This window comes from Massilia genomosp. 1 (genome assembly GCF_011682185.1).
Classification (GTDB): Bacteria; Pseudomonadota; Gammaproteobacteria; order Burkholderiales; family Burkholderiaceae_D; genus Telluria_A; species Telluria_A rubra.
In genome coordinates, this window is record NZ_WHJF01000028.1 from 1 (window position 1) to 19,206 (window position 19,206).

The 19,206-nt window shown below is 67.1% G+C and carries 15 protein-coding genes and 3 tRNA genes; 10 read left to right on the forward strand and 8 right to left on the reverse strand.

What is annotated here, in order from left to right:
• Nucleotides 1–121: 121 nt before the first annotated feature.
• Complete coding sequence (locus F1735_RS12805; protein WP_167237293.1) at nucleotides 122–1,267, reverse strand: alpha-hydroxy acid oxidase; 1,146 nt, start codon at nucleotides 1,265–1,267, stop codon at nucleotides 122–124.
• Nucleotides 1,245–5,207: a two-component regulator propeller domain-containing protein gene (locus F1735_RS12810; protein WP_229505742.1), complete on the reverse strand. Its 3,963-nt coding sequence runs from the start codon at nucleotides 5,205–5,207 to the stop codon at nucleotides 1,245–1,247. Before F1735_RS12810 ends, F1735_RS12805 begins: the two co-directional genes overlap by 23 nt.
• A gap of 230 nt (nucleotides 5,208–5,437) precedes the next feature.
• On the opposite strand from F1735_RS12810, the gene F1735_RS12815 reads away from it, so the two are divergent.
• From F1735_RS12815 to F1735_RS12825, 3 genes are all read left to right on the forward strand, one after another.
• Nucleotides 5,438–5,514: transfer RNA gene (locus F1735_RS12815), tRNA-Arg, on the forward strand.
• Nucleotides 5,515–5,656: 142 nt separating this feature from the next.
• A tRNA-Arg gene (locus tag F1735_RS12820) sits at nucleotides 5,657–5,733 on the forward strand.
• A gap of 140 nt (nucleotides 5,734–5,873) precedes the next feature.
• Nucleotides 5,874–5,950: transfer RNA gene (locus F1735_RS12825), tRNA-Arg, on the forward strand.
• Between the two features lie 225 nt (nucleotides 5,951–6,175).
• Here F1735_RS12825 and F1735_RS12830 read toward each other — a convergent pair.
• Genes F1735_RS12830 through F1735_RS12845 form a run of 4 tightly spaced genes read right to left on the reverse strand, consistent with a single transcriptional unit; the run spans nucleotide 6,176 to nucleotide 9,368 of the window.
• On the reverse strand, nucleotides 6,176–6,868 hold the full coding sequence (locus F1735_RS12830; protein ID WP_167237294.1) for a TorF family putative porin: 693 nt from the start codon (nucleotides 6,866–6,868) through the stop codon (nucleotides 6,176–6,178).
• A gap of 24 nt (nucleotides 6,869–6,892) precedes the next feature.
• A complete protein-coding gene (locus tag F1735_RS12835) occupies nucleotides 6,893–8,113 on the reverse strand; it encodes a S8 family peptidase (RefSeq protein ID WP_167237351.1) in 1,221 nt (406 codons plus the stop codon).
• Nucleotides 8,113–8,748: a zf-HC2 domain-containing protein gene (locus F1735_RS12840; protein WP_167237295.1), complete on the reverse strand. Its 636-nt coding sequence runs from the start codon at nucleotides 8,746–8,748 to the stop codon at nucleotides 8,113–8,115. The genes F1735_RS12835 and F1735_RS12840 overlap by 1 nt, the downstream gene beginning before the upstream one ends.
• On the reverse strand, nucleotides 8,745–9,368 hold the full coding sequence (locus F1735_RS12845) for an RNA polymerase sigma factor (RefSeq protein ID WP_167237296.1): 624 nt from the start codon (nucleotides 9,366–9,368) through the stop codon (nucleotides 8,745–8,747). The genes F1735_RS12840 and F1735_RS12845 overlap by 4 nt, the downstream gene beginning before the upstream one ends.
• 225 nt (nucleotides 9,369–9,593) lie before the next feature.
• On the opposite strand from F1735_RS12845, the gene mrtJ reads away from it, so the two are divergent.
• The 7 genes from mrtJ to dsbD are packed head-to-tail and all read left to right on the forward strand — an operon-like array spanning nucleotide 9,594 to nucleotide 16,808.
• The gene (gene mrtJ / locus F1735_RS12850) at nucleotides 9,594–9,941 is read left to right on the forward strand and encodes a JDVT-CTERM system glutamic-type intramembrane protease MrtJ (protein WP_167237297.1); all 348 of its coding nucleotides are present in this window, start codon (nucleotides 9,594–9,596) and stop codon (nucleotides 9,939–9,941) included.
• A gap of 29 nt (nucleotides 9,942–9,970) precedes the next feature.
• Nucleotides 9,971–12,100: a choice-of-anchor D domain-containing protein gene (locus tag F1735_RS12855; RefSeq protein ID WP_229505743.1), complete on the forward strand. Its 2,130-nt coding sequence runs from the start codon at nucleotides 9,971–9,973 to the stop codon at nucleotides 12,098–12,100.
• Between the two features lie 23 nt (nucleotides 12,101–12,123).
• On the forward strand, nucleotides 12,124–12,633 hold the full coding sequence (locus tag F1735_RS12860) for a TlpA family protein disulfide reductase (RefSeq protein WP_167237298.1): 510 nt from the start codon (nucleotides 12,124–12,126) through the stop codon (nucleotides 12,631–12,633).
• Nucleotides 12,630–12,869 (forward strand): DUF4266 domain-containing protein, encoded by a 240-nt coding sequence (locus tag F1735_RS12865; RefSeq protein WP_167237299.1) that lies wholly within the window; start codon nucleotides 12,630–12,632, stop codon nucleotides 12,867–12,869. Before F1735_RS12860 ends, F1735_RS12865 begins: the two co-directional genes overlap by 4 nt.
• A 15-nt stretch (nucleotides 12,870–12,884) precedes the next feature.
• On the forward strand, nucleotides 12,885–14,030 hold the full coding sequence (locus tag F1735_RS12870; protein ID WP_229505744.1) for a DUF3570 domain-containing protein: 1,146 nt from the start codon (nucleotides 12,885–12,887) through the stop codon (nucleotides 14,028–14,030).
• A complete protein-coding gene (locus F1735_RS12875) occupies nucleotides 14,030–14,932 on the forward strand; it encodes an FAD:protein FMN transferase (RefSeq protein ID WP_222852984.1) in 903 nt (300 codons plus the stop codon). The genes F1735_RS12870 and F1735_RS12875 overlap by 1 nt, the downstream gene beginning before the upstream one ends.
• 37 nt (nucleotides 14,933–14,969) lie before the next feature.
• On the forward strand, nucleotides 14,970–16,808 hold the full coding sequence (gene dsbD, locus F1735_RS12880; protein WP_167237301.1) for a protein-disulfide reductase DsbD: 1,839 nt from the start codon (nucleotides 14,970–14,972) through the stop codon (nucleotides 16,806–16,808).
• 11 nt (nucleotides 16,809–16,819) lie between these two features.
• On the opposite strand, the gene F1735_RS12885 is transcribed toward dsbD, so the two are convergent.
• Both F1735_RS12885 and F1735_RS12890 read right to left on the reverse strand, forming a co-directional pair.
• Complete coding sequence (locus F1735_RS12885) at nucleotides 16,820–17,494, reverse strand: hypothetical protein (RefSeq protein ID WP_167237302.1); 675 nt, start codon at nucleotides 17,492–17,494, stop codon at nucleotides 16,820–16,822.
• A gap of 102 nt (nucleotides 17,495–17,596) precedes the next feature.
• Complete coding sequence (locus tag F1735_RS12890) at nucleotides 17,597–19,144, reverse strand: phospholipase D family protein (RefSeq protein ID WP_167237303.1); 1,548 nt, start codon at nucleotides 19,142–19,144, stop codon at nucleotides 17,597–17,599.
• Between the last annotated feature and the right edge of the window lie 62 nt (nucleotides 19,145–19,206).

A 19,206-nucleotide genomic window follows, 5' to 3' on the forward strand; every position in this document is an offset into this window, starting at 1 on the left:
TGCTCTGGGGTAGAATTCATGTCGGGCAAGGTGTGTTCGTGCTGATAGGGTAGGTTTTTAGATAACTCCCATTCTATCAATCACTTACGGCATTCTTGCCCTTTTTTGTGCAAAATTCAGGCTAGAAGGTCCCCGGCAACAGGATTTTGCTGTCCACGTCATTTACGTCGCGCAGGCCGCAAAACGCCATCGTCAGATCGAGCTCGTTGCGGATGATCTCCAGGCACTTGCTCACGCCCTGCTCGCCCAGCGCCCCCAGCCCGTACAGGAACGGCCGGCCGATGTACACGCCCTTGGCGCCGAGGGCCAGCGCGCGGATCACATCCTGCCCCGAGCGCACGCCGCCATCCATATGCACCTCGATGCCCTTGCCGACCGCCTCCACGATGGCCGGCAGCGCCCCGATGCTCGACTGCGCGCCATCGAGCTGGCGCCCGCCATGGTTCGATACGATCAGCGCATCGGCGCCGGAGTCAAGCGCCAGGCGCGCGTCCTGCGCATCCATGATGCCCTTGATGATCAGCTTCCCGCCCCAGCGCCGCTTGATCCACTCCACATCGGCCCAGGACAGGGCCGGATCGAACTGCTGCGAGGTCCACGCCGACAAGGAGGACATATCCGACACATCGCTCGCATGGCCGACGATATTGCCGAAGCCGCGACGCGGCGTGCGCAGGATGCCCATGCACCAGCGTGGCTTGGTCATCAGGTTGATGACGTTCGCCAGCGTCATCTTGGGAGGCGCCGTCATGCCGTTGCGGATATCCTTGTGGCGCTGGCCCAGCACCTGCAGGTCGAGCGTGAGCACCAGCGCCGAGCAGCGCGCCGCCCTGGCGCGGTCGATCAGGCGCTCGATGAAGGCGCGGTCCTTCATCACATACAGCTGGAACCAGAACGGCCTGGTGGTATGCGCCGCCACGTCCTCGATCGAGCAGATGCTCATGGTCGAGAGGGTGAACGGCACGCCGAAGCGCTCGGCGGCGCGCGCGGCCAGGATCTCGCCGTCGGCATGCTGCATGCCGGTCAGCCCGGTCGGGGCCAGCGCCACCGGCATCGCCACCTCCTGCCCTATCATGGTCGTGCGGGTGGTGCGGTCGACCAGGTTGACCGCCACCCGCTGGCGGAATTTGATCTTCGCAAAATCGTCGCTGTTGGCGCGGTAGGTCGATTCGGTCCATGAACCGGCGTCGGCGTAGTCGTAGAACATGCGCGGAACGCGCTTCTTGGCCAAGACCCGCAAGTCTTCAATGGTCGTGATGATGGTCATGCATCTCCTTGTGCGTGTTCGCCTGCGCCCCCACCCTGAGCGGCAGGTCGATGAAGAACGTGGTGCCGCGTCCCGCGCCGCTTTCGACGCGGATGCCGCCTTCCAGCAGCGACGTGACAATGTTGTACGTGATATTGAGGCCCAGGCCGGACCCGCCCTGCCCCATCTTGGTCGTGAAAAACGGATCGAAAATGCGCGCCTGATGCTCGACCGGAATGCCGACGCCGTCATCGACGAACACCAGCAGCACCCGCTCCGGCCCCTGCAAGCCGGCAGTGACCGTGATCGCGCCGCCAACGCGCCCTTCGAACGCATGCAGCAAGGCATTGTTAATCAGGTTGATCATCACCTGCCCGAACGGTCCCGGATAGCTCTCCATCTCGATGCCCGGCTCCACCGTCAGCGTGAGCGTGTGGCCGGCCTTGCGCACCTGGTTCATCATGGTGGCCACGATTTCGTGCGCGGCCTGTTCCAGGTCGAAGCGGCGCCGCTGCGCGCTGGCCTGGTCCACCGCCACCTGCTTGAAGCTGTTGAGCAGGTCGGCCGCGTTGAACAAACTGCGCATGATCAGCTCCGACGCCTCCTGCGACGCATCGATGAACACCTTCAGATCGGAGCGGCGGATGGTGGCGCCGTCGAACTTCCCGGCGATCTCGCTGGTTTTCTCCTGCAAGGTGCTGGCCATCAGCAGGCTGTTGCCGATCGGGGTATTGAGTTCGTGCGCGACCCCAGCCACCAGCGAACCGAGTGCCGCCAGCTTTTCCTGCGCAACCAGCTGCGCCTGGGTGCTCTGGAGCTGGCGGTAGGCGTCGGCATTGTCGAACGCCACGCCGACATAGGACGCCAGCGTGCGCAGCATGTCGAGGTGAATGCGCTCGTAGGCATTGGTCGCATAGCTATGCACCGACACCACGCCCAGCATGCGGCCGTTGACCGCGATCGGCACGTACAGCAGCGAGCGCGGCGTGGTCGGCAGCGAGCCGTCTTCGAGCGTGCCCAGGTTCTCTTCGCTGGAAGTGAGCAGCAGGTCGCCGATGTAGTTGCCGTACTCCTTCTCCAGGTCATTGATGAACACCTCGCGCTCGTTGGTGATGCACCATACCGCCAGCTGGTTAGGCTGGTCCATGCTGCGCGAATACGGCAAATAGCGCTTGCCACCCTCCATCGCGAACGGATAGTCGATACAGGCGCGCTCCGGCCGATACAGGCCGATGCCGAACACGCTCGCATCCATCAGCTCATTGACATGGGCGTACAACATCAGCATGATCGACTCGCTATCGAGTTTGGCGGTCAGCTTGCGGCCGATGTCGCTCAGGAGCGCGATATTGCGGTGCGCCTGCTCGACTTCCGCTTTCTGCCGTTCGACCGAATCCTTCTGCAGCCGCAGTTCCGCCGTGCGCGAGCCGACCAGGCGCTCGAGCAGGGATTTTTGCCGCACCAGCGCGCGCACCCGCAGGCGCAGCAGGGCGTAGCCGACGCCCGCCACCAGCGCCGCCAGCGCAAGGCGGAACCACCAGGTTTTCCAGGCCGGCGGCGTAATCGTGATCGCCAGCGCGGTCGGCGCCTGGTTCCACACGCCGTCCTTGTTGCTGGCCCTGACGCGGAACACATACCGTCCCGGATCGAGATTGGTGTAGGTGGCGAAGCGCTTGCCGGCGTCGGTGCTGACCCACCCCTGGTCGAAGCCTTCGAGCTGGTACAGGTAGCGGTTGCGCTGGGGGTCGGCAAAATGCAGGGCCGCGAATTCGAGCGAGAGCACCGAATCGCGGTACGACAGCGTGATCTCGCGCGCGTCTTCGATGGCGCCTTTGAAGGTGCTGTCGCCAAGCTGCTGGCCGGCGCGCAGCGGACGGTTGAAGATCAGGAAATCGGTGATCATGACCGCCGGCGGGTAGGGATTTTCGCGGATCGCCTCGGGATGGAACGAGGTCAGGCCGTTGATGCCGCCGAAGTGCAGGCTGCCGTCGCCGCTGCGCGCGGCCGCGCCGACGAAATACGAGCCATCGATCAGGCCATCCCTGGCGGTGTAGTGCTTGACCTGGCCGTTGGACGGGTCCAGCCGCGCCAGGCCGGCGGTGCTGCTCACCCACAGCATGCCGGCGTCGTCTTCCACGATGCCGCCGATGGGGTCCGCGGCGCCGGCGCCGTTGAGCGCATAAAAGCGAAAGTACACCTTGCCGTCGGCCCCAGGCTCGACCCGGTGCAGGCCGCCCGCGGTGCCGGCCCACAGCTGGCCGGCGCGCGACTCGAACAGATAATAGATGCGGTTGTGGCGCAGGCTGGCCGCATCGGCCGGGTCGTAGCGGTAATGGGTAAAACGGCTGGTGGCCGGGTCGAGCCGTTCGAGGCCGTTGTCGGTGCCGATCCAGATGATGCCGCGCTGGTCTTCCACGATCGCGAAGCCGTGGTTCTCGCCCAGGCTGTGCGGATTGTGCGGATCGTGGCGCCAGCCGACCCGGGTGTCGCTGGCCGGATCGTAGCGCGCCACGCCGCCGCGCGTGAGTATCCACAACTTGCCGGCGCGGTCGATCAGCAGGCGCTGGATATACGAGGCGTTGGCGTCGCCGCCGAGCGGCAGCGGCGTGACGTGGCCGCCCTCCTTGTCCATTGACGACAGACCGGTGGGCGTGCCGACCCAGACGCGGTCGACCCCGACCGCCAGCGCGGTCACCAGCTCGCCCGCGCGCAAACGGGTAACGCTGCCCTTTTCCAGGTCGACCTTGTTGACGCCACCGCCGGTGGTGCCGAGCCACAGCGTGCCGTGGCCGTCCGCCGCCAGCGCCCGGATCTTGTTGGAACTGAGGCTGGCCGGATCGTCCGGCACGTGCGCGAGCCGGTTAAAGCCGCCGCTGGCGATGTCGACCCGGTTCACGCCGCCGAACCAGCTGCCGACCCAGAGGGTGCCGCTGCGGTCGAGGAAGCTGGCCGCGATGCGGTTGTCCGACAGCGAATGGCGGTCGAGCGGCTGGTGCCGGTAGCTCACGAATGCGCCGCTGGCGGGGTCGCGCAAGAACAGGCCATCGAGTTCGGTGCCTGCCCACAGCTTGCCCTTCGCGTCGTGATACAGCGACTGCACGCGCACCGCGCCGATGCCGTCGGCCTCGCCGAACTGGCGCCGCGCCGGTTGCGCCGCGCCCAGCTGCCACGCTTCGAGCCCGGCGCCGGTGCCGACCCACAAGGTGCGGTTCGCGCCGAGCGAGAGCGAGAGCACCTGGTTGCGCCGGGCGTCGCCACGCCGGGCGTCGCCGCCCGAGGCGATCGTAAAGCGCTCGAAGCGCTGCGCGCCGCGTGCCAGCCGGTCCAGCCCACGCGCGGTTGCCACCCACAGGCTGCCGTCGGTGTCGCGCACCAATGCGTTGACGCGGTCGTCGGAAAGGCTGGTGGCGTCGCCCGGATCGTGGCGCAGCGTGGCAAAGCGCGCGCTGGCCGGATCGAAGTGCTTGAGTCCTTCGCCGGTGGCCAGCCACAAGCCGCCGCCGCCGTCGGCCACGATGGCCGAGACCACGCGGTTGTTCATGCCGTCGGCCGCGTTGCCGGCGCTGGCGTAGCGGATGAATTTGCGGGTGGCGCGGTCGTAGCGGATCAAGCCACCCTTGGTGCCGAACCACAGGCGGCCCTGGTCGTCCTCGAACGAGGCGGAGATGTAATTGTCAGCGATGCTGTCCGGATCGGCGGGATCGTTCTTGAAGACGGTCATGCGGTAGCCGTCGTAGCGGTTCAGGCCCGCCTGGGTGCCGAACCACATGAAGCCCTGGCGATCCTGCAGGATGCTCTGCACCGACTCCTGCGACAAGCCCTGTTCGAGCCCGATATGCTCGAAGCGCAGGCTGCGCACGGGCGCCGCCAGCGCCGCCCCCACGCACGCCACGCCCAGCAGCCAGGCAAGGGCCAGCCGGAACAGTGTCGCGTTCGGTCGGGTCGTCAAACGAAGCATCATGGGCATTCCACGCAGCAATAGGAGTAATCTAACAGATGGCCGGCCCGGCGTGAAAATTACTTGCCGCGCGCCTTCGCCGTTTGCCCTCTGGACAAACGGCGAAGGCGCCACTACAATAGCGCCTTCTTCGGAAATGCAAGTGAACCGAAGGGTAGTAGAAGCACCGAGCGACAGGCGCCAGCAAAACAAGGTGCCGAAAACAAGGTGAAGCTGCTATAATAGTTGCTTAAGCGGCTGTAGCTCAGTTGGATAGAGTACTTGGCTACGAACCAAGGGGTCGTGGGTTCAATTCCTGCCAGCCGCACCAAAATTCGTAAGACGAAGGGCCTGTTGAGAAATTTTCAGGCCCTTTTTCTTTGCGCTGCTGTTTGCTTGTTCGGTATTTTCAAAAGAAATGAGTAAGAAGATTTGGCAAAGTCATCGTGCGCTGCTATAATATTTGCTCAAGCGCGGCTGTAGCTCAGCTGGATAGAGTACTTGGCTACGAACCAAGGGGTCGTGGGTTCAATTCCTGCCAGCCGCACCAACATTCGTAAGATCGAGGGCCTGTAGATAAATCTTCGGGCCCTTTTTCTTTGTTCGACAGTTTGCTTATTCGGCGAATTCTCAAGATTGACGTGAGAATATTTGGTGAATGAAGAACTTGCTGCTATAATCTTTGCATACGCGGCTGTAGCTCAGCTGGATAGAGTACTTGGCTACGAACCAAGGGGTCGTGGGTTCAATTCCTGCCAGCCGCACCAAAATTCGTACGATGAAGGGCCTGTAGAGAAATCCACAGGCCCTTTTTCTTTTTCCCACCCCGGTGTCACCCCGGTGTCTGTCACCCCGGTGTCAGGTCTGACATTCGGACACGGGCTCAACTCTAAATGGCTGCGTAGTTGTACTTAAGGATCAGCTCGTGTCCGAATGTCAGACCTGACACCAGGCGAGACAGACACCAGGCGAGACACCAGCGAAGGGGCGGATCAGAACGAGCGGCCGACGGTGAGCACCAGCCCGTTGCGCGAGCCGATACTGCCGCTCGAGCGCGCGTAGGCGCCCCGCTCCGCGTGCAGCGCATCCCACGCGGCTTGCACTTTCCAGGACTCGATGCTCATGCTCACGCCGATCCGTGCGTCGGCCCGGGCGCCGGAGGTGTAGCGCGGCACCTTTGATACCGGGCGCAGGTAACCGACCCGCGCGAACAAGCCCACATCGTCGGTCAGCGCCACGCCGCCATTGAGTTCCCCGTACAGCGTGCGCATGCTGGTGCCCAGGTAGGCCGGCGAATACGACACCCTGCCACTGAGCCGGTCACCACCCAGCCCCGCATATACTTCGCGGTAGTTCAGGGCCGACATGCTGGAAAAGGTGTGGTTCGACGCCCCCACTTCCCACGACGGCCCCGCCGTCATGCGCCGTGCGTAGCCGGCGTAGCCGATCGCGTACACGCCGCGCGGCGTGCCGCTCATTTTCAGCTGCGAGGCGAACGTGCCCGCATAAAAGCCGCTGCGGGTGTCGAACGAGAGGTTGAACTGGGCCACCGGGTCGCCCTTGCTGTAGCCGACGCCGCGATAATAATAGTCGGAGACCAGCGACACGCTGCCGCTGGCCTGGGCGCAGGCGTTGCCGCCCGCGAGGCAGCACGCCAGTGCGAGCGCAAACCGGCATCTACGCAAGGGCCGCTCCGTGCGCGGCGGCGTTCAGGGCAGGCGGACGATCTTGGGCGGCGTGACCTCGACGCAGACGCATGTACATTTTCCTGTGAGGCGGGTGACGGTGGCGCAAAGGTTGATGCCGCCCGGCTGAAGCACGATGCTTGAGCGGACCTGCGGCAAGGTGAGCCCGGGACGCAGCTCGCTCAGCACGGCCATCATGCCAGAGATATGCGCCGCTGAATAGGACGACCCCGAGACCATGCCCCAGCGCGCGCCCGGCGCCGCCGTCGGGATGTCGCGCCCGGGCGCCATCAGCACCTGCGGGTTCAACTGCCGGCTGCCGTCGGCCGCCACCGCGAACACGCCAGGATGCGAGGCGGGAAAACCGCCGTCGGCGCTGGCCGCGTCCACCGCGCCGACCACCCGCACGCCGCGCGCGCAGGCGACGTCGATCAGTTCGCGCAGCAGTCGGTCGGCCGGCCCAGACAGACTCAGGTTGATCACCTGCGCTCCGTGCATCAGCGCGAAATTGAGCGCCTTGGCCAAGGTGAAGCTGTTGCAGCGGGTGGCCCCGCCAGTCACTTGCCAGCATGCGCGCAACGCCATCAGGCGCGCGTCCGGCGCCACGCCTTCGATCCCCACGCCATTGCCGGCCAGCGCCGCGATCACCCCGGCCACGCCGGTGCCGTGGGTTTCGGCGGCATACGCCTGGCCGTCCACGAAATTCTCCTGGAAGGCGACCTGCCCGGCCAGGTCGGGATGGTCGCTTTCGACACCGCTGTCGATCACCGCCACCAGCACCTTGCGCCCGGTGGCGGCCTTGCGCACTTCGCCCAGCTGCCACTGCAGCGCGGCCGGCTGCACCGGGTACAGCGGGTCGCTGGCCTGGGCCGAGAAGGTGTTGATCGATTGCGCCCAGTCGACCCGGGCGTCGCGCGAGAGCGCTTCGACGATCTTGCCCGGCTCGGCGCCGGCCGGTTCGGCCATGCGGTAGCAGTCCACGTTCAGGGCTGGCATGGGCCAGCCTTCGAGGATGGTCAGGCCGTGTTCGCGCGCCAGCGCTTCGGCGATGCGGCGCCGCGCCAGGCGCCCGGCGTCGTCGCGGTAGTTGGCGCCGTAGGCGGCGTCGGGCCTGAAGTGCGGCGCCGGCAAATGCAGCATCACCAGGATCTGGCGCACCTCCGCCTGCGCCGGGGCCGGGGCCGCCTCCTGGGCGTGGCCGCTGAGCGCCGCCAGGAGCAGCAGCGCCGCCCCCAGAAGGCGCATCACGGTGCGCTCCGCGGCGTGAGCGATTCGGCCAGTTGCACGCCGGCGCCGGCGCGCAGTACGGCAAGCGCGTTCGATTGCTGGCCCGGCGGCGCGCTCAGGACAAAGGCGCCGCTGACGGTCGGGCCGTCGACCACGCGCGCGCCGCTGGCCTGCAAGGTGCGCTGCACCTCGCGCAGGCTGGCGTCGGGCTGGAAGATCACGACGATGGTGCCGGCCGGCGCGGGTGCGCCGTAACTCAAGGCCTGGTAGGCGTCGCCCTTGCCCACCGGCGCGATCATCTGGATCACCAGCACGGTGATCAAGGCGCATTGCCCGGCCAGCGCCCACGGCATCCAGCCGTTGCCGAACCAGGCGCGCAGGCCGGACGCCTTGACAGGCGCCGCACTTGCCTGGGGGCCGAGGCGCGGCATCAGGCGCGCCAGTGCGCGCTCCGGATCGAGGCCGGGCGCTTCGGCCGGCGCTGCATGCAACTGGCGCTGCCATGCGACCTCGCCGGCGCACTGCGCGCAGTGCCGCAGGTGCGCGCGCACAGGTGCCGCCTCGGTCTCGTCCAGGGTACCGTTGGCAAACCACGGCAGCAAATCGCGCATCGCCTGGTGCGATGCGCCGGTCGGTTCTTGGTCCAGGTTCATAACGGTTCCTCCTGATGTGCGGACAGCAGCACCCTGAGGCGCTGCCGCGCGTGAAACATCCGCGTCTTGACGGTATTGACCGGGCATCCCATCGTCCCGGCGATTTCCTGGTAGCCCATGTCGTGGTAATAGGTCAGCGTGACGACCACCCGCTGTTCGAGCGAGAGCGCCTTGAGCGCTTCGCCCACGCCCTGCTGCAACTGCTGCTGCGCGAGCGCCTGCTCCGGTTCCTGGCGCGCGTCGCCCGCCTCCAGTTCAAAATTCGATTCCACCGGCTCGTCGCGCAGATTCACCGCCTTCAGTCCCTGGCGGTAGGCGATGGCGAACACCCAGGTCGACACCTTGCAGGTGTGGTCGAACGTATGCGCCTTCTGCCACACCACCAGCATGGTGTCGTTGACGATCTCCTCGATCAGGGCGCCGTTGCGCACCATCCGGTCGAGAAAGCGCGCCAGCCGCCCGAAGTACATCCGGTACAGCGCCTGGAAGGCGTCCCGGTCCCCGCCCGCGATGAGGGCAATCAAGGCGGTGTCGCCGGTGTCGGCCGATGCGGCCGATGCGGCCGATGCGGCCGATGCGGCCGGCGACCCCCCGAACCGCGCTCTCCATTGTTTAAGCATGCTGCGACGTTCTCCACGATGTTCTTTGCTTCTGCGGTGAATACTTGCCCGAAGCGAAAAGGTTCATGCTGCCGAGAAAAAAATATGTTGCTCCGGTGCCGCCCCCGATTCTACACGTGGCAATTTTTACAAAAATTTTTCAAAAGCATTGAACCTTTTGTGGACGAGCCCGTATTGACCGTTCAATAAGACCGAACAATGCATCGTTACCACCGAAGGATCAGCATGTTGTTTGCCCTGTGCGGCCCCTCGCTTCTCGATCACTCGGCCGCCAGCCTGTTCCGGCTGTTGCTGCTCGCGCCACTGCTGGAAGAATGCATCGTGCGCGCCGGCCTGCAGGAATGGCTGATGCGGCGCGCCAGCGCGCCGGCCCTGGTGCTGGGCGCGCCTGCTTTGGCGTTCAGCCTGCTCCACCTGATGTCGGGCGCACAAGCCATGGCGGCGGTGTTCCTGCCGGGACTGGCATTCGGACTGATTTACCGCCGCTGGCGCGACTGGCGGCTGTGCGCACTGGTACACGCGCTGTGTAACGCTGTCGCACTGGGTTTTTGCAGTGTCAGCATCTACTTTTAACATTAACCAGGTATCAACCAGGAGTAGCAATGACAGGATTTCGACTGAACCAATCCGGCCTGCGGCATCATCTGCGCGGCGCCGGTCTGTGCGCCTTGCTGGCGATGGGCCAGGCCCACGCGGCCGATGCCCTGCACGGCAAGACGCTGTACCTGAACGGCCCGGCCGGCGGCGGCACCGCTTGCGCGCGCTGCCACACCGCCTCGCCGACCGCCAACGTCAGCAAAATCCTGAACGGGGCCGATAATCCGGCCGCCATCAGCGCGGCGATGGCCGCCAACAAGGGCGGCATGGGCAATATCTACGCCGGCAAATTGTCGGATGTCGACCTGGCCGACCTTGCGGCCTTCATCGGCAACCCGGGCGTGAGCGCGGCGCCGGCGGCCAGTCTCAATCCCGCCAGCCTGGCCTTCAGCGGCACGGTGCTGGGCCAGGCCAGCGCTGCGCTGGCCGCCACCCTTGCCAATACCGGCTCGGGTGCGCTCAATATCGATACCATCGGCGTGCTGGGCGCCGCGGCGGCCGACTTCAGCATCGCCGGCGGCACCTGCGCGCCCGGCGGCGCGGTGGCGGCGGGCGCCAACTGCACGGTGCTGGTCAGCTTCAAGCCGAGTGTCGCAGGCGCGCGCAGCGCCAGCCTGGCGGTGGCCCACAACGGCACCGGCGGCAGCAGCAGCGTGGCGCTGAGCGGCACCGGCAGCGCCGCGCCCCAGGCCACGATTGGCGTCTCGGCCACCAGCATCAACTTCGGCGCGCTGGCCACCAATGCACCCTCGGCCCCGCACAGCATCACCCTCAATAACAGCGGCCAGAGCGCCCTGACCTTCAGCAGCATCGCGCTGGCGGGCGCCAACGGCGCCATCTTCACGCTCGGCGGCGACTGCGCGGTCAGCAAGCCGCTCGCGGGCGGCGCCAGCTGCGCGCTGACTGTTGCGGCGCAGCCCACCGCCAGCGGCGCTTTTTCCGGCAACCTGACGGTGGCCTCGAATGCGGCCAACGGCAACGTCACCATCGGCCTGGCCGGCAGCGGCGCCAGCGCCACGGCGGCGGCCGGCGCCACCCCGGGCGTGCTGGCCTTCGGCAGCCAGACGATCGGTGCCGCCGCAGTCACGCAAAATGTCACGCTGACCAATACCGGCAATGTGGCGCTGACCTTCTCGTCGCTCGCCGTCAATGGCGCGGCCGGCTTCAGCGTGGCGCCGGGCAGTCACTGCGCCGCCGCGCTGGCGCCGGGTGCCAATTGCAGCGTGCCGCTGTTGTTCGCACCGTCGGCCAAAGGCGCGTTCGCGGCGACGCTGGTGGCGACCTTCAACGGCGGCGCCGTGCAGGTCGCCCTGAGCGGCGCCGGCACCAGCGCCGCCGTCGCCTCGCCCACCGTGTCGGATGCCGGTCCGATCGGTTTTGGCGAAATCCAGGTCGGTAAAAGCGCAGCGCCGCACACCACGGTGCTGCGCAATCCCGGTACGGCGGCGCTGACCATCGCCACCCTGGTGATCGACGGCGCCAACGGCGCCGACTTCGTCCTCGGCGGCTCGTGCGCGGTCAATGGCGCCGTCAGTCCGGCGGGCAGCTGCACCATCGAGACCAGCTTCAAGCCGGGCGCACCGGGCGCGCGGCTTGCCAACCTGCTGCTGGTGACGGACGGCGGCACGCAGTTCTCGCTGCCTTTGAGCGGCACCGGCACCGCCATCGCGGCCGCGCCCGCGCTCACGCTCGCGCCGCAGTCGTTCGACTTCGGTTCCAGCGCGGCGTCCAGGCGTTTCACGCTCAGTAACGCCGGCACCGCCGCCATCAACCTGTCGGCGGCGACCTTCAGCGGGCCGTTTGCGCGCGTGACTGACGCCAGCGGCTGCGCGGCGTTGCCGTTTGCCCTGCAACCGGGTGCGTCGTGCGACCTCGTGATCGGCTACACCCCGGCCGCCTCGGGCGCCAGCAGCGGCAGCGTCGTGCTGCAAGCCGACGGCGGCGCCAGCTGGACCATCGCACTGGCCGGCCAGGCCGCGGCCGTCCCGCCCAACGCCAACGCGGCGCCGGCGCAGAACCAGGGCGGCGGCGGCTGTTCGTCCGTACGCGATGGCACGGATCCGATGCTGGCCTTGCTGGCGCTGCTGGCGGCCGGTGTCCTTTTCTGGCGTCGTCGCAATCCGGCGCAGTCATGATCACTCTACTTTACGGAACCGCTATGAGCAACTTCAAACGCAATACCCGCGTCATCGCCGCATCCGTCCTCCTGGCGCTGCTGGCGGCGCCGGCAAGCGCGCTGGAAGCGGGCAAACCCGCCCCGGCGTTCGACCTGGCGGGGCCCGATGGCGCGGTCAAGCTCGAAAAATACGCCGGCAAGGTGGTGTATGTCGACTTCTGGGCATCCTGGTGCGGCCCGTGCCGCCAGTCGTTCCCGTGGATGAACGAGATGCAGGCCAAATACGGCGCGCAGGGTTTGCAGATCGTCGGCGTCAATGTCGACGCCAAGGCCGAAGACGCCCGCACCTTCTTGGCGGGCACGCCGGCCAGGTTCGCGATCGGCTTCGATCCGGCCGGCGCCACCCCGCGCAGCTATGGCGTCAAGGGCATGCCGAGCAGTGTGCTCATTGGCGCGGACGGCAAGGTGCTGTTCGAGCATAGCGGCTTCAAGGCGGCCGACCGCGAGGAACTGGAAGCGAAGATCAAAGCGGCGCTGGGAGCGAAGAAATGAAGATGACGACCAAGATCGTGCTGCGCATCGCTGCAGTCGCGGCGCTGGCCGCCGGCGCTACCGGCTGTTCGGCCATTACCCCGGTGCAGGCCTGGGAAAAAGGCACGCTGGCCAAAACCGAGATGCTGATGGAGGGCGACGGACTCGAAGCGCGCTTCAACGAGCATATTTACAACAGCCGCGAGGCGGCGTCCGGCGGCAGCGGTGTCGGCGGCGGCGGCTGCGGTTGCAACTGAGAGATGAACGACCCTATGACCACCCCACTCCACTCCGCACCCACTCCGGCCATGGGCCACGCCATCCTGGCGGCGGCGCTGATGCTGCCAGGCCTGGTGCATGCCGAAACGCCGCCGGAGCACGCGTCGATCAGCGTCAAGCTGCTCAGTTACGAAGAGAGCCAGTCCGGCATGGACCGCATCCGCGTGCGCGCGCCCTCCATCTCGCTCGTCGCCCCGGTGGCGGGCGTGTGGTCGGTGGCCGGCTCGCTGACCGCCGACGATGTCTCGGGCGCGTCGCCGCGCTACCACACGGCGGTGTCGGGCGCCTCGCGCATGAGCGACGACCGCAAGGCGGGCGACGTTGCGGTCACCCGCTACTTCTCGCGCGGCAGCGTCAGCGTGGGCGCGGCCTGTTCGACCGAGCATGACTACGACTCGCGCGCCCTGTCGCTCACCGGCACCCTGTCGAGCGAAGACAAGAACACCACCTTCTCGCTCGGCCTGGGCGGATCGGACGATGCGATCAATCCGGTCAACTTCATCGTGCGCGACGAATCGCGCCAGAGCGTCAACCTGCTCGCCGGCGTGACCCAGGTGCTGGGGCCGAACGACCTGGCGCAGCTGAGCGTGACCCACAGCCGGGGCCACGGCTATTTTTCGGACCCGTACAAGGCCTTCGACAACCGTCCGCGCCAGCGCAACCAGAGCACCGTCATGGGGCGCTGGAACCATCATGTCGCCGCGCTGGGCGGCACCAGCCGCCTGTCGTACCGCTATTACACCGACAGCTACGGCATCCGCGCCCACACCTTCGGGGGCGAGTATGTGCAGCCGCTCGGCCAGGGCTGGATTATCACGCCGTCGGCGCGCCTGTATTCGCAGCGCGCGGCGCGGTTTTACTTCGACCCGGTGTACGACGGCGTGCTGGGCGAGCCGTTCCGGCCCGGCTACGAGAGCAAGCCCGATGCGCTGTCGTCGGCCGACCAGCGCCTGTCGGGCTTTGGCGCCGTAACGCTCGGGATCAAGGTCGCGAAGCAGTTGAGCCGCGACTGGATCGTCGACGTCAAGCTCGAAGCCTACCAGCAGCGCGGCAGCTGGCGCCTGTTCGACAAGGGCAGCCCGGGGCTCGATCCGCTGCGTACACACAGCATCCAGCTGGGCCTCACGCGGCAGTGGTAATGGACATGCACGCGTTCCCGTTCGAGGCCATGGCCAGCCGCTGCGAGCTGCGCCTGGCGCTGCCCGCCGGTATCGACGCCGAGATCAATGGCGCGGCGCTGGCGCGGCTGGCCATCGACGAGGTGCGGCGCATCGAGCGCAGCTATTCGCGCTACCGGGCCGACAGCATCATCGCGCGCATCAACGCCGCCGCCGGGCAGGATGCGCTGCCCTGCGACGACGAGACCAACGCCCTGCTGGACTACGCCGGCGCGCTGCACGCCGGCAGCGGCGGCTTGTTTGACATCACCTCGGGCGTGTTGCGGCGCGCCTGGGACTTTCGCCGTCCCGTGCTGCCGGCGCAGGCGGCGCTCGATGCGCTGCTGCCGCTGGTCGGCTGGCGCCATGTGGAGCGCGCCGACGGCGCCATTCGCCTGGCGCAGGCCGGCATGGAGATCGACTTCGGCGGTTTCGGCAAGGAGTATGCCGCCGACCGCGCCGCCGCGCTGCTGCTGGCGGGCGGCGTGCGCCACGGTTACGTCAACCTGGGCGGCGACCTGCGCATCATCGGCCCGCAGCCCGATGGCGCTGCGTGGTCGATCGGCGTGCAAGACCCGCGCGACGCTGCCGGCCTGGCGGCGGCGATCCCGATCGCCAGCGGCGCGCTGGCCACCAGCGGCGACTACGAGCGCTTCATCGACGTCGCCGGCACGCGCTACTGCCACGTGCTCGATCCGCGCAGCGGCATGCCGGTCTCGCAATGGCGCTCGGTCAGCGTGCTCGGCCCGCTGGCGATCGCCGCAGGCAGCTGTTCCACCATTGCCATGCTGATGCAGGAGGACGGCCTGGCCTTCCTCGATCAATCCGGCATGGCCTACCTGGCCATCGACCAGCAAGGCCAGTGCTTCCGCAAGGATGTGTAACACGCTTGACCCCGATTCAAACTACTGGAGAACCACCATGACATCCGCACCTTTCCTGAGATGGCTGCTGTCCTTGCTCGCCATGCTCGCCGTGCTTGCCCTGAGCGGCTGGACGGGCAAGGCCGCCGCGGCCGACGACTTCCTCGATCCCGAACTGGCCTTCGTGCTGCGCACCGAAGTGCGTCCGGACGGCGCTGTGGCCCTGCGCTGGGCCATCCCGCCCGGCTACCACCTGTACCGCGACCGCCTCGGTTTCACCAGCGCCGCCGGCCAGGACCCGATTGCCGCGCCAGCCCTGCCGGCCGGCATCCGCAAGTTCGACGAGAACTTCAACAAGGAGATGGAAACCTACGCCGGCCAGCTCGATGTGACGCTGGCCGCGAGGCCCAAGCCGTTCACCCTGAACGTGGCCTACCAGGGCTGCGCCGACGCCGGCCTGTGCTACGCACCGATGACCAAAACCTTTCTGGTCGATCCGGCCAAACCCGGCGTGCTGACGGCGCAGGCCGAGGCGAGCGCGCCGGCTGCCGCCGTTCCAGCGGCGCCGGCGCCAGCCGCCGCCCCTGAAGACGACACCACCCTGGCCCAGCGTACCCTGCAAAGCGGCAGCCTGTGGCGCATCGGCAGCGCCTTCCTGCTGTTCGGCCTTCTGCTGTCGTTTACGCCCTGCGTGCTGCCGATGGTGCCGATCCTGTCATCGATCATCGTCGGCGAAGGCTCGGTCTCGCGCTCGCGCGGCCTGCTGCTGGCGGCCGCCTACTGCCTCGGCATGGCCCTGGTCTACACCGCGCTTGGCGTGGGCGCGGGGCTGGCCGGCGAAGGCCTGGCCGGCGCGCTGCAAAAACCGTGGGTGCTGCTGACCTTCGGCGCGCTGCTGGTCGGCCTGGCGCTGTCGATGTTCGATGTCTACCAGTTGCAGTTGCCAAGCTCCCTGCAATCGCGCCTGTCGAGCACCGGCGGCGCGGTCCAGGGCGGGCGCTTCGTGGGCGTGTTCATCATGGGCGCGCTGTCGGCATTGATCGTCGGGCCATGCGTGGCTGGCCCGCTGGCCGGCGCGCTGCTCTACATCAGCCAGACCGGCAACGCCTGGATCGGCGGCTGGGCCTTGTTTTCGATGGCGCTCGGGATGAGCGTGCCGCTGCTGCTCACGGGCCTCTCCGCCGGCAGCCTGCTGCCGCGCGCCGGCGCCTGGATGAACGGCGTCAAGAAGGTGTTCGGCATGCTGCTCATCGCGGTGGCCATCTGGATGGTCTCGCCGGTGTTCCCGGTGCAGGTGATGATGGCGCTGTGGGGCGGCTTTGCGATCCTGTGCGCGGTCTTCCTGCACGTGGGCCATGCACTGCCGCCGCACAGCGGCGTCGGTGCGTACGCCGGCAAGGCGCTGGGCGTAGTGATGCTGGTGGCGGGACTGTTCGAACTGGCCGGCGCGGCCAGCTCCGGGCGCGATGTGCTGCAACCGCTGGCGCATCTGCGCGGCGGCGGCGCGGCCCTGGCGCACGCCGAAAGCGGGCCGCGCTTCACCCGCATCCGCACCGTCGCCGAACTCGAACGCGCGCTGGCCGACACCAGCACGCCGGTACTGCTCGACTTCTACGCCGACTGGTGCGTGGCCTGCAAGGAGATGGAGCGGATGACGTTCCCGGACACGGCGGTGGCCGCCTCGATGAAGAAGATGCGCCTGATCCAGGTGGATGTAACGGCCAATAATGCCGACGACCGCGCGCTGATGAAAAAATTCAGCCTGTTCGGGCCACCGGGCATCATCCTGTTCGACGCCAGCGGCAAGGAAGTGCCGCAGGGGCGCATCATCGGCTTCGTGGCGGCGCCGCGTTTCGCCGAGCGCCTGCAGGCGGCGCACGGCGCGGCGTCGAGCTGACAAGCATTTGCTTATCGACGGCCGGTACGGTAGCGCTTCACAGTCATGACAGCAACGGCCATGGCGCCTGCCAGCAGCATTCCGACTCCCTGGCCGGAGCGGTAGGCAGCGCCAACCACATCATCCGGACGCAGGTCACGCGTGCTCGGGATGTCGTGGTATGGCACTGCCAGGCCGCCATGCGCTTGCCATGCCCAGTCGGCGAGCGGCATCAAACCGAAGTGAAAAATCAGGACGAACAGGTTGATGCCGACAAGCAGCGCGCCGACCCACGCAAGGTCGGTGCAACGCCTGTCCGGGCCTCGTTTCATCATTTGGGCCGACCACGGTGTCGCGCAGCTGACATAACAAGCGAAAGCGCACGTTAGCGCAAAACCCAGGCCGTGCAGCGTCCCGAGCGCGTGGGCGGCATCGCTTGCCGCCTGCTGCACTGGGGGAGAGGCATTGCTCCCCCCGATCGCGCAACCCGCCGTCATTGTTGCAGTGCACTGGCCGTCCGGAGACCGCAGCCACAGTAAAAGTGTCAGGGCTGACAACAGCACGCCTATGAACAGCACAATCAACGCCTGGCGCCATGGATCGCGCGCCGGCTCGGCAGCAGGCCCAGGATGTGGCGCAGCTTTCAGGACCAGGGGGCCCTGCCCGCGCGCACGGCGACCGGCGCGGTCATTGGGTTTCATCGTCATTCAATTCCTTGCACCGTCAGGGCGCCAGCGGCATGATCGCACTGACTATCCACGCATTTTACCGCAGCTACCGAGCAAGCAGGATGGCTGGCTCCGGCACGGCTACAACAGCCAGTCGATCGGCAGCAGCGAGAGCACGCCGACCGCCGCGCGCTTCCAGAAACCGGTACCGGGTTCGGTGTCGTGGCGGATCTCGGTCTCGCCCACGCGTTCGGTCCAGTACAGCGCGCCGTCGGGCGCCAGCCGCACCCGGTAGGCGCGCGCCGGGACCTGTTCGCGCAAAACGCTCGCCATGCGCATGGCCATCGACGGGCTGTCGATCACGAATCCCATTTCGGTATTGAGGTCGGCCGAACGCGGGTCGAAGTTGAACGAGCCGATGAAGACGCGCTTGCGGTCGACCGAAAACGTCTTGGCGTGCAGGCTCGATGCGGAGCTGCCGAGTTTTCCGCCCTTGGCCCCTTCGGGAGCGCTCTCGCCGCCCACGCCACGGTGCAGTTCATACAGCGTCACACCCGCCTGCAGCAAGGGCTTGCGCCATTTGGCGTAGCCCGCGTGGACCGCCGCCACGTCGGTCGCTTCGAGCGAATTGGTCAGGATATGCACATCCATGCCGCGCGCCGCCATCGCCGCAAAATTGGCGGCCCAGGTTTTACCGGGCACGAAGTACGGCGAGACCAGGTCCACCGTCTCGCCTGGATCGCCCAGCAGGCGCTGGAGCTGATACGTCACTTTGGTTTCGGGCGCCGCGGTGCCGAGCACCTTGTCCGGGTCGTCGCTCACCAGCGTCGTGTTGGCCCACTCGAACGGCAGGGTGCGCGCCACCAGTTGCTCCACGAACGGGGAGGCGCGCACCGCCGCCACGTAGTCCAGCGCAGCGCCGTCCTGCCCGGCCTGCGCCTCGGGCGCAGCGCCGGCTTGCGCCACCAGCAGGCCGACCGGATAGGCCGAACGGCTGTTCCAGTAGCGGTCGAAATCGCGCGAGACGGCGTCCACCACCGGGCCGACCGCCATTACATCGAGGTCGATAAACAGCAGGCTGCCGGCCGCGCCGAAGTATTCGTCGCCGATATTGCGTCCGCCGATGATGGTGGCCGCATTATCGGCGGTGAACGATTTGTTGTGCATGCGCCGGTTCAGGCGCGAAAAATCCGACAGGTAGCCGAGCGCGCGGTGGGCGCGCGTGACAAACGGATTGAACAGGCGTACTTCGATGTTGGGCTCGGCGTCGAGCGCGCCCAGCAGCGGGTCCAGGCCCTGCGTGTTGTTATCGTCGAGCAGGAGGCGCACGCGTACGCCGCGCGAGGCCGCCGCGCGCAAGGCGTTCAACAACAACATGCCGGTGGTATCGTTGCGCCAGATATAGTACTGGACGTCGAGGCTGCGCTCGGCGGCGTTGGCCAGCATGGCGCGCGCGGCAAAGGCGTCGCGCCCGTTGGCCAGCGAGTACAGGCCCGACATGCCGGGATGGGCCGCGTTGAGCGGCGCCAGCGCCGTGCCCAGGCGCGTGGCCGGAGCGGCGGAATCGGCGGCGAGGTAGTGGCTCGACGTGCGCCCGTCGAGCGCGGGCAGGCCGGCGCAGCCGCTCAGCGCGGTCGCCAACAGCAGCAGCAACGCGGCCAGCGTCGATGTGAATGGACTTGTTTTCATGCTTGCTCCCGAACCGGGTTAATCCAGGCCTAATCTGTGTGCGCGACAATGTTAATGTTTTC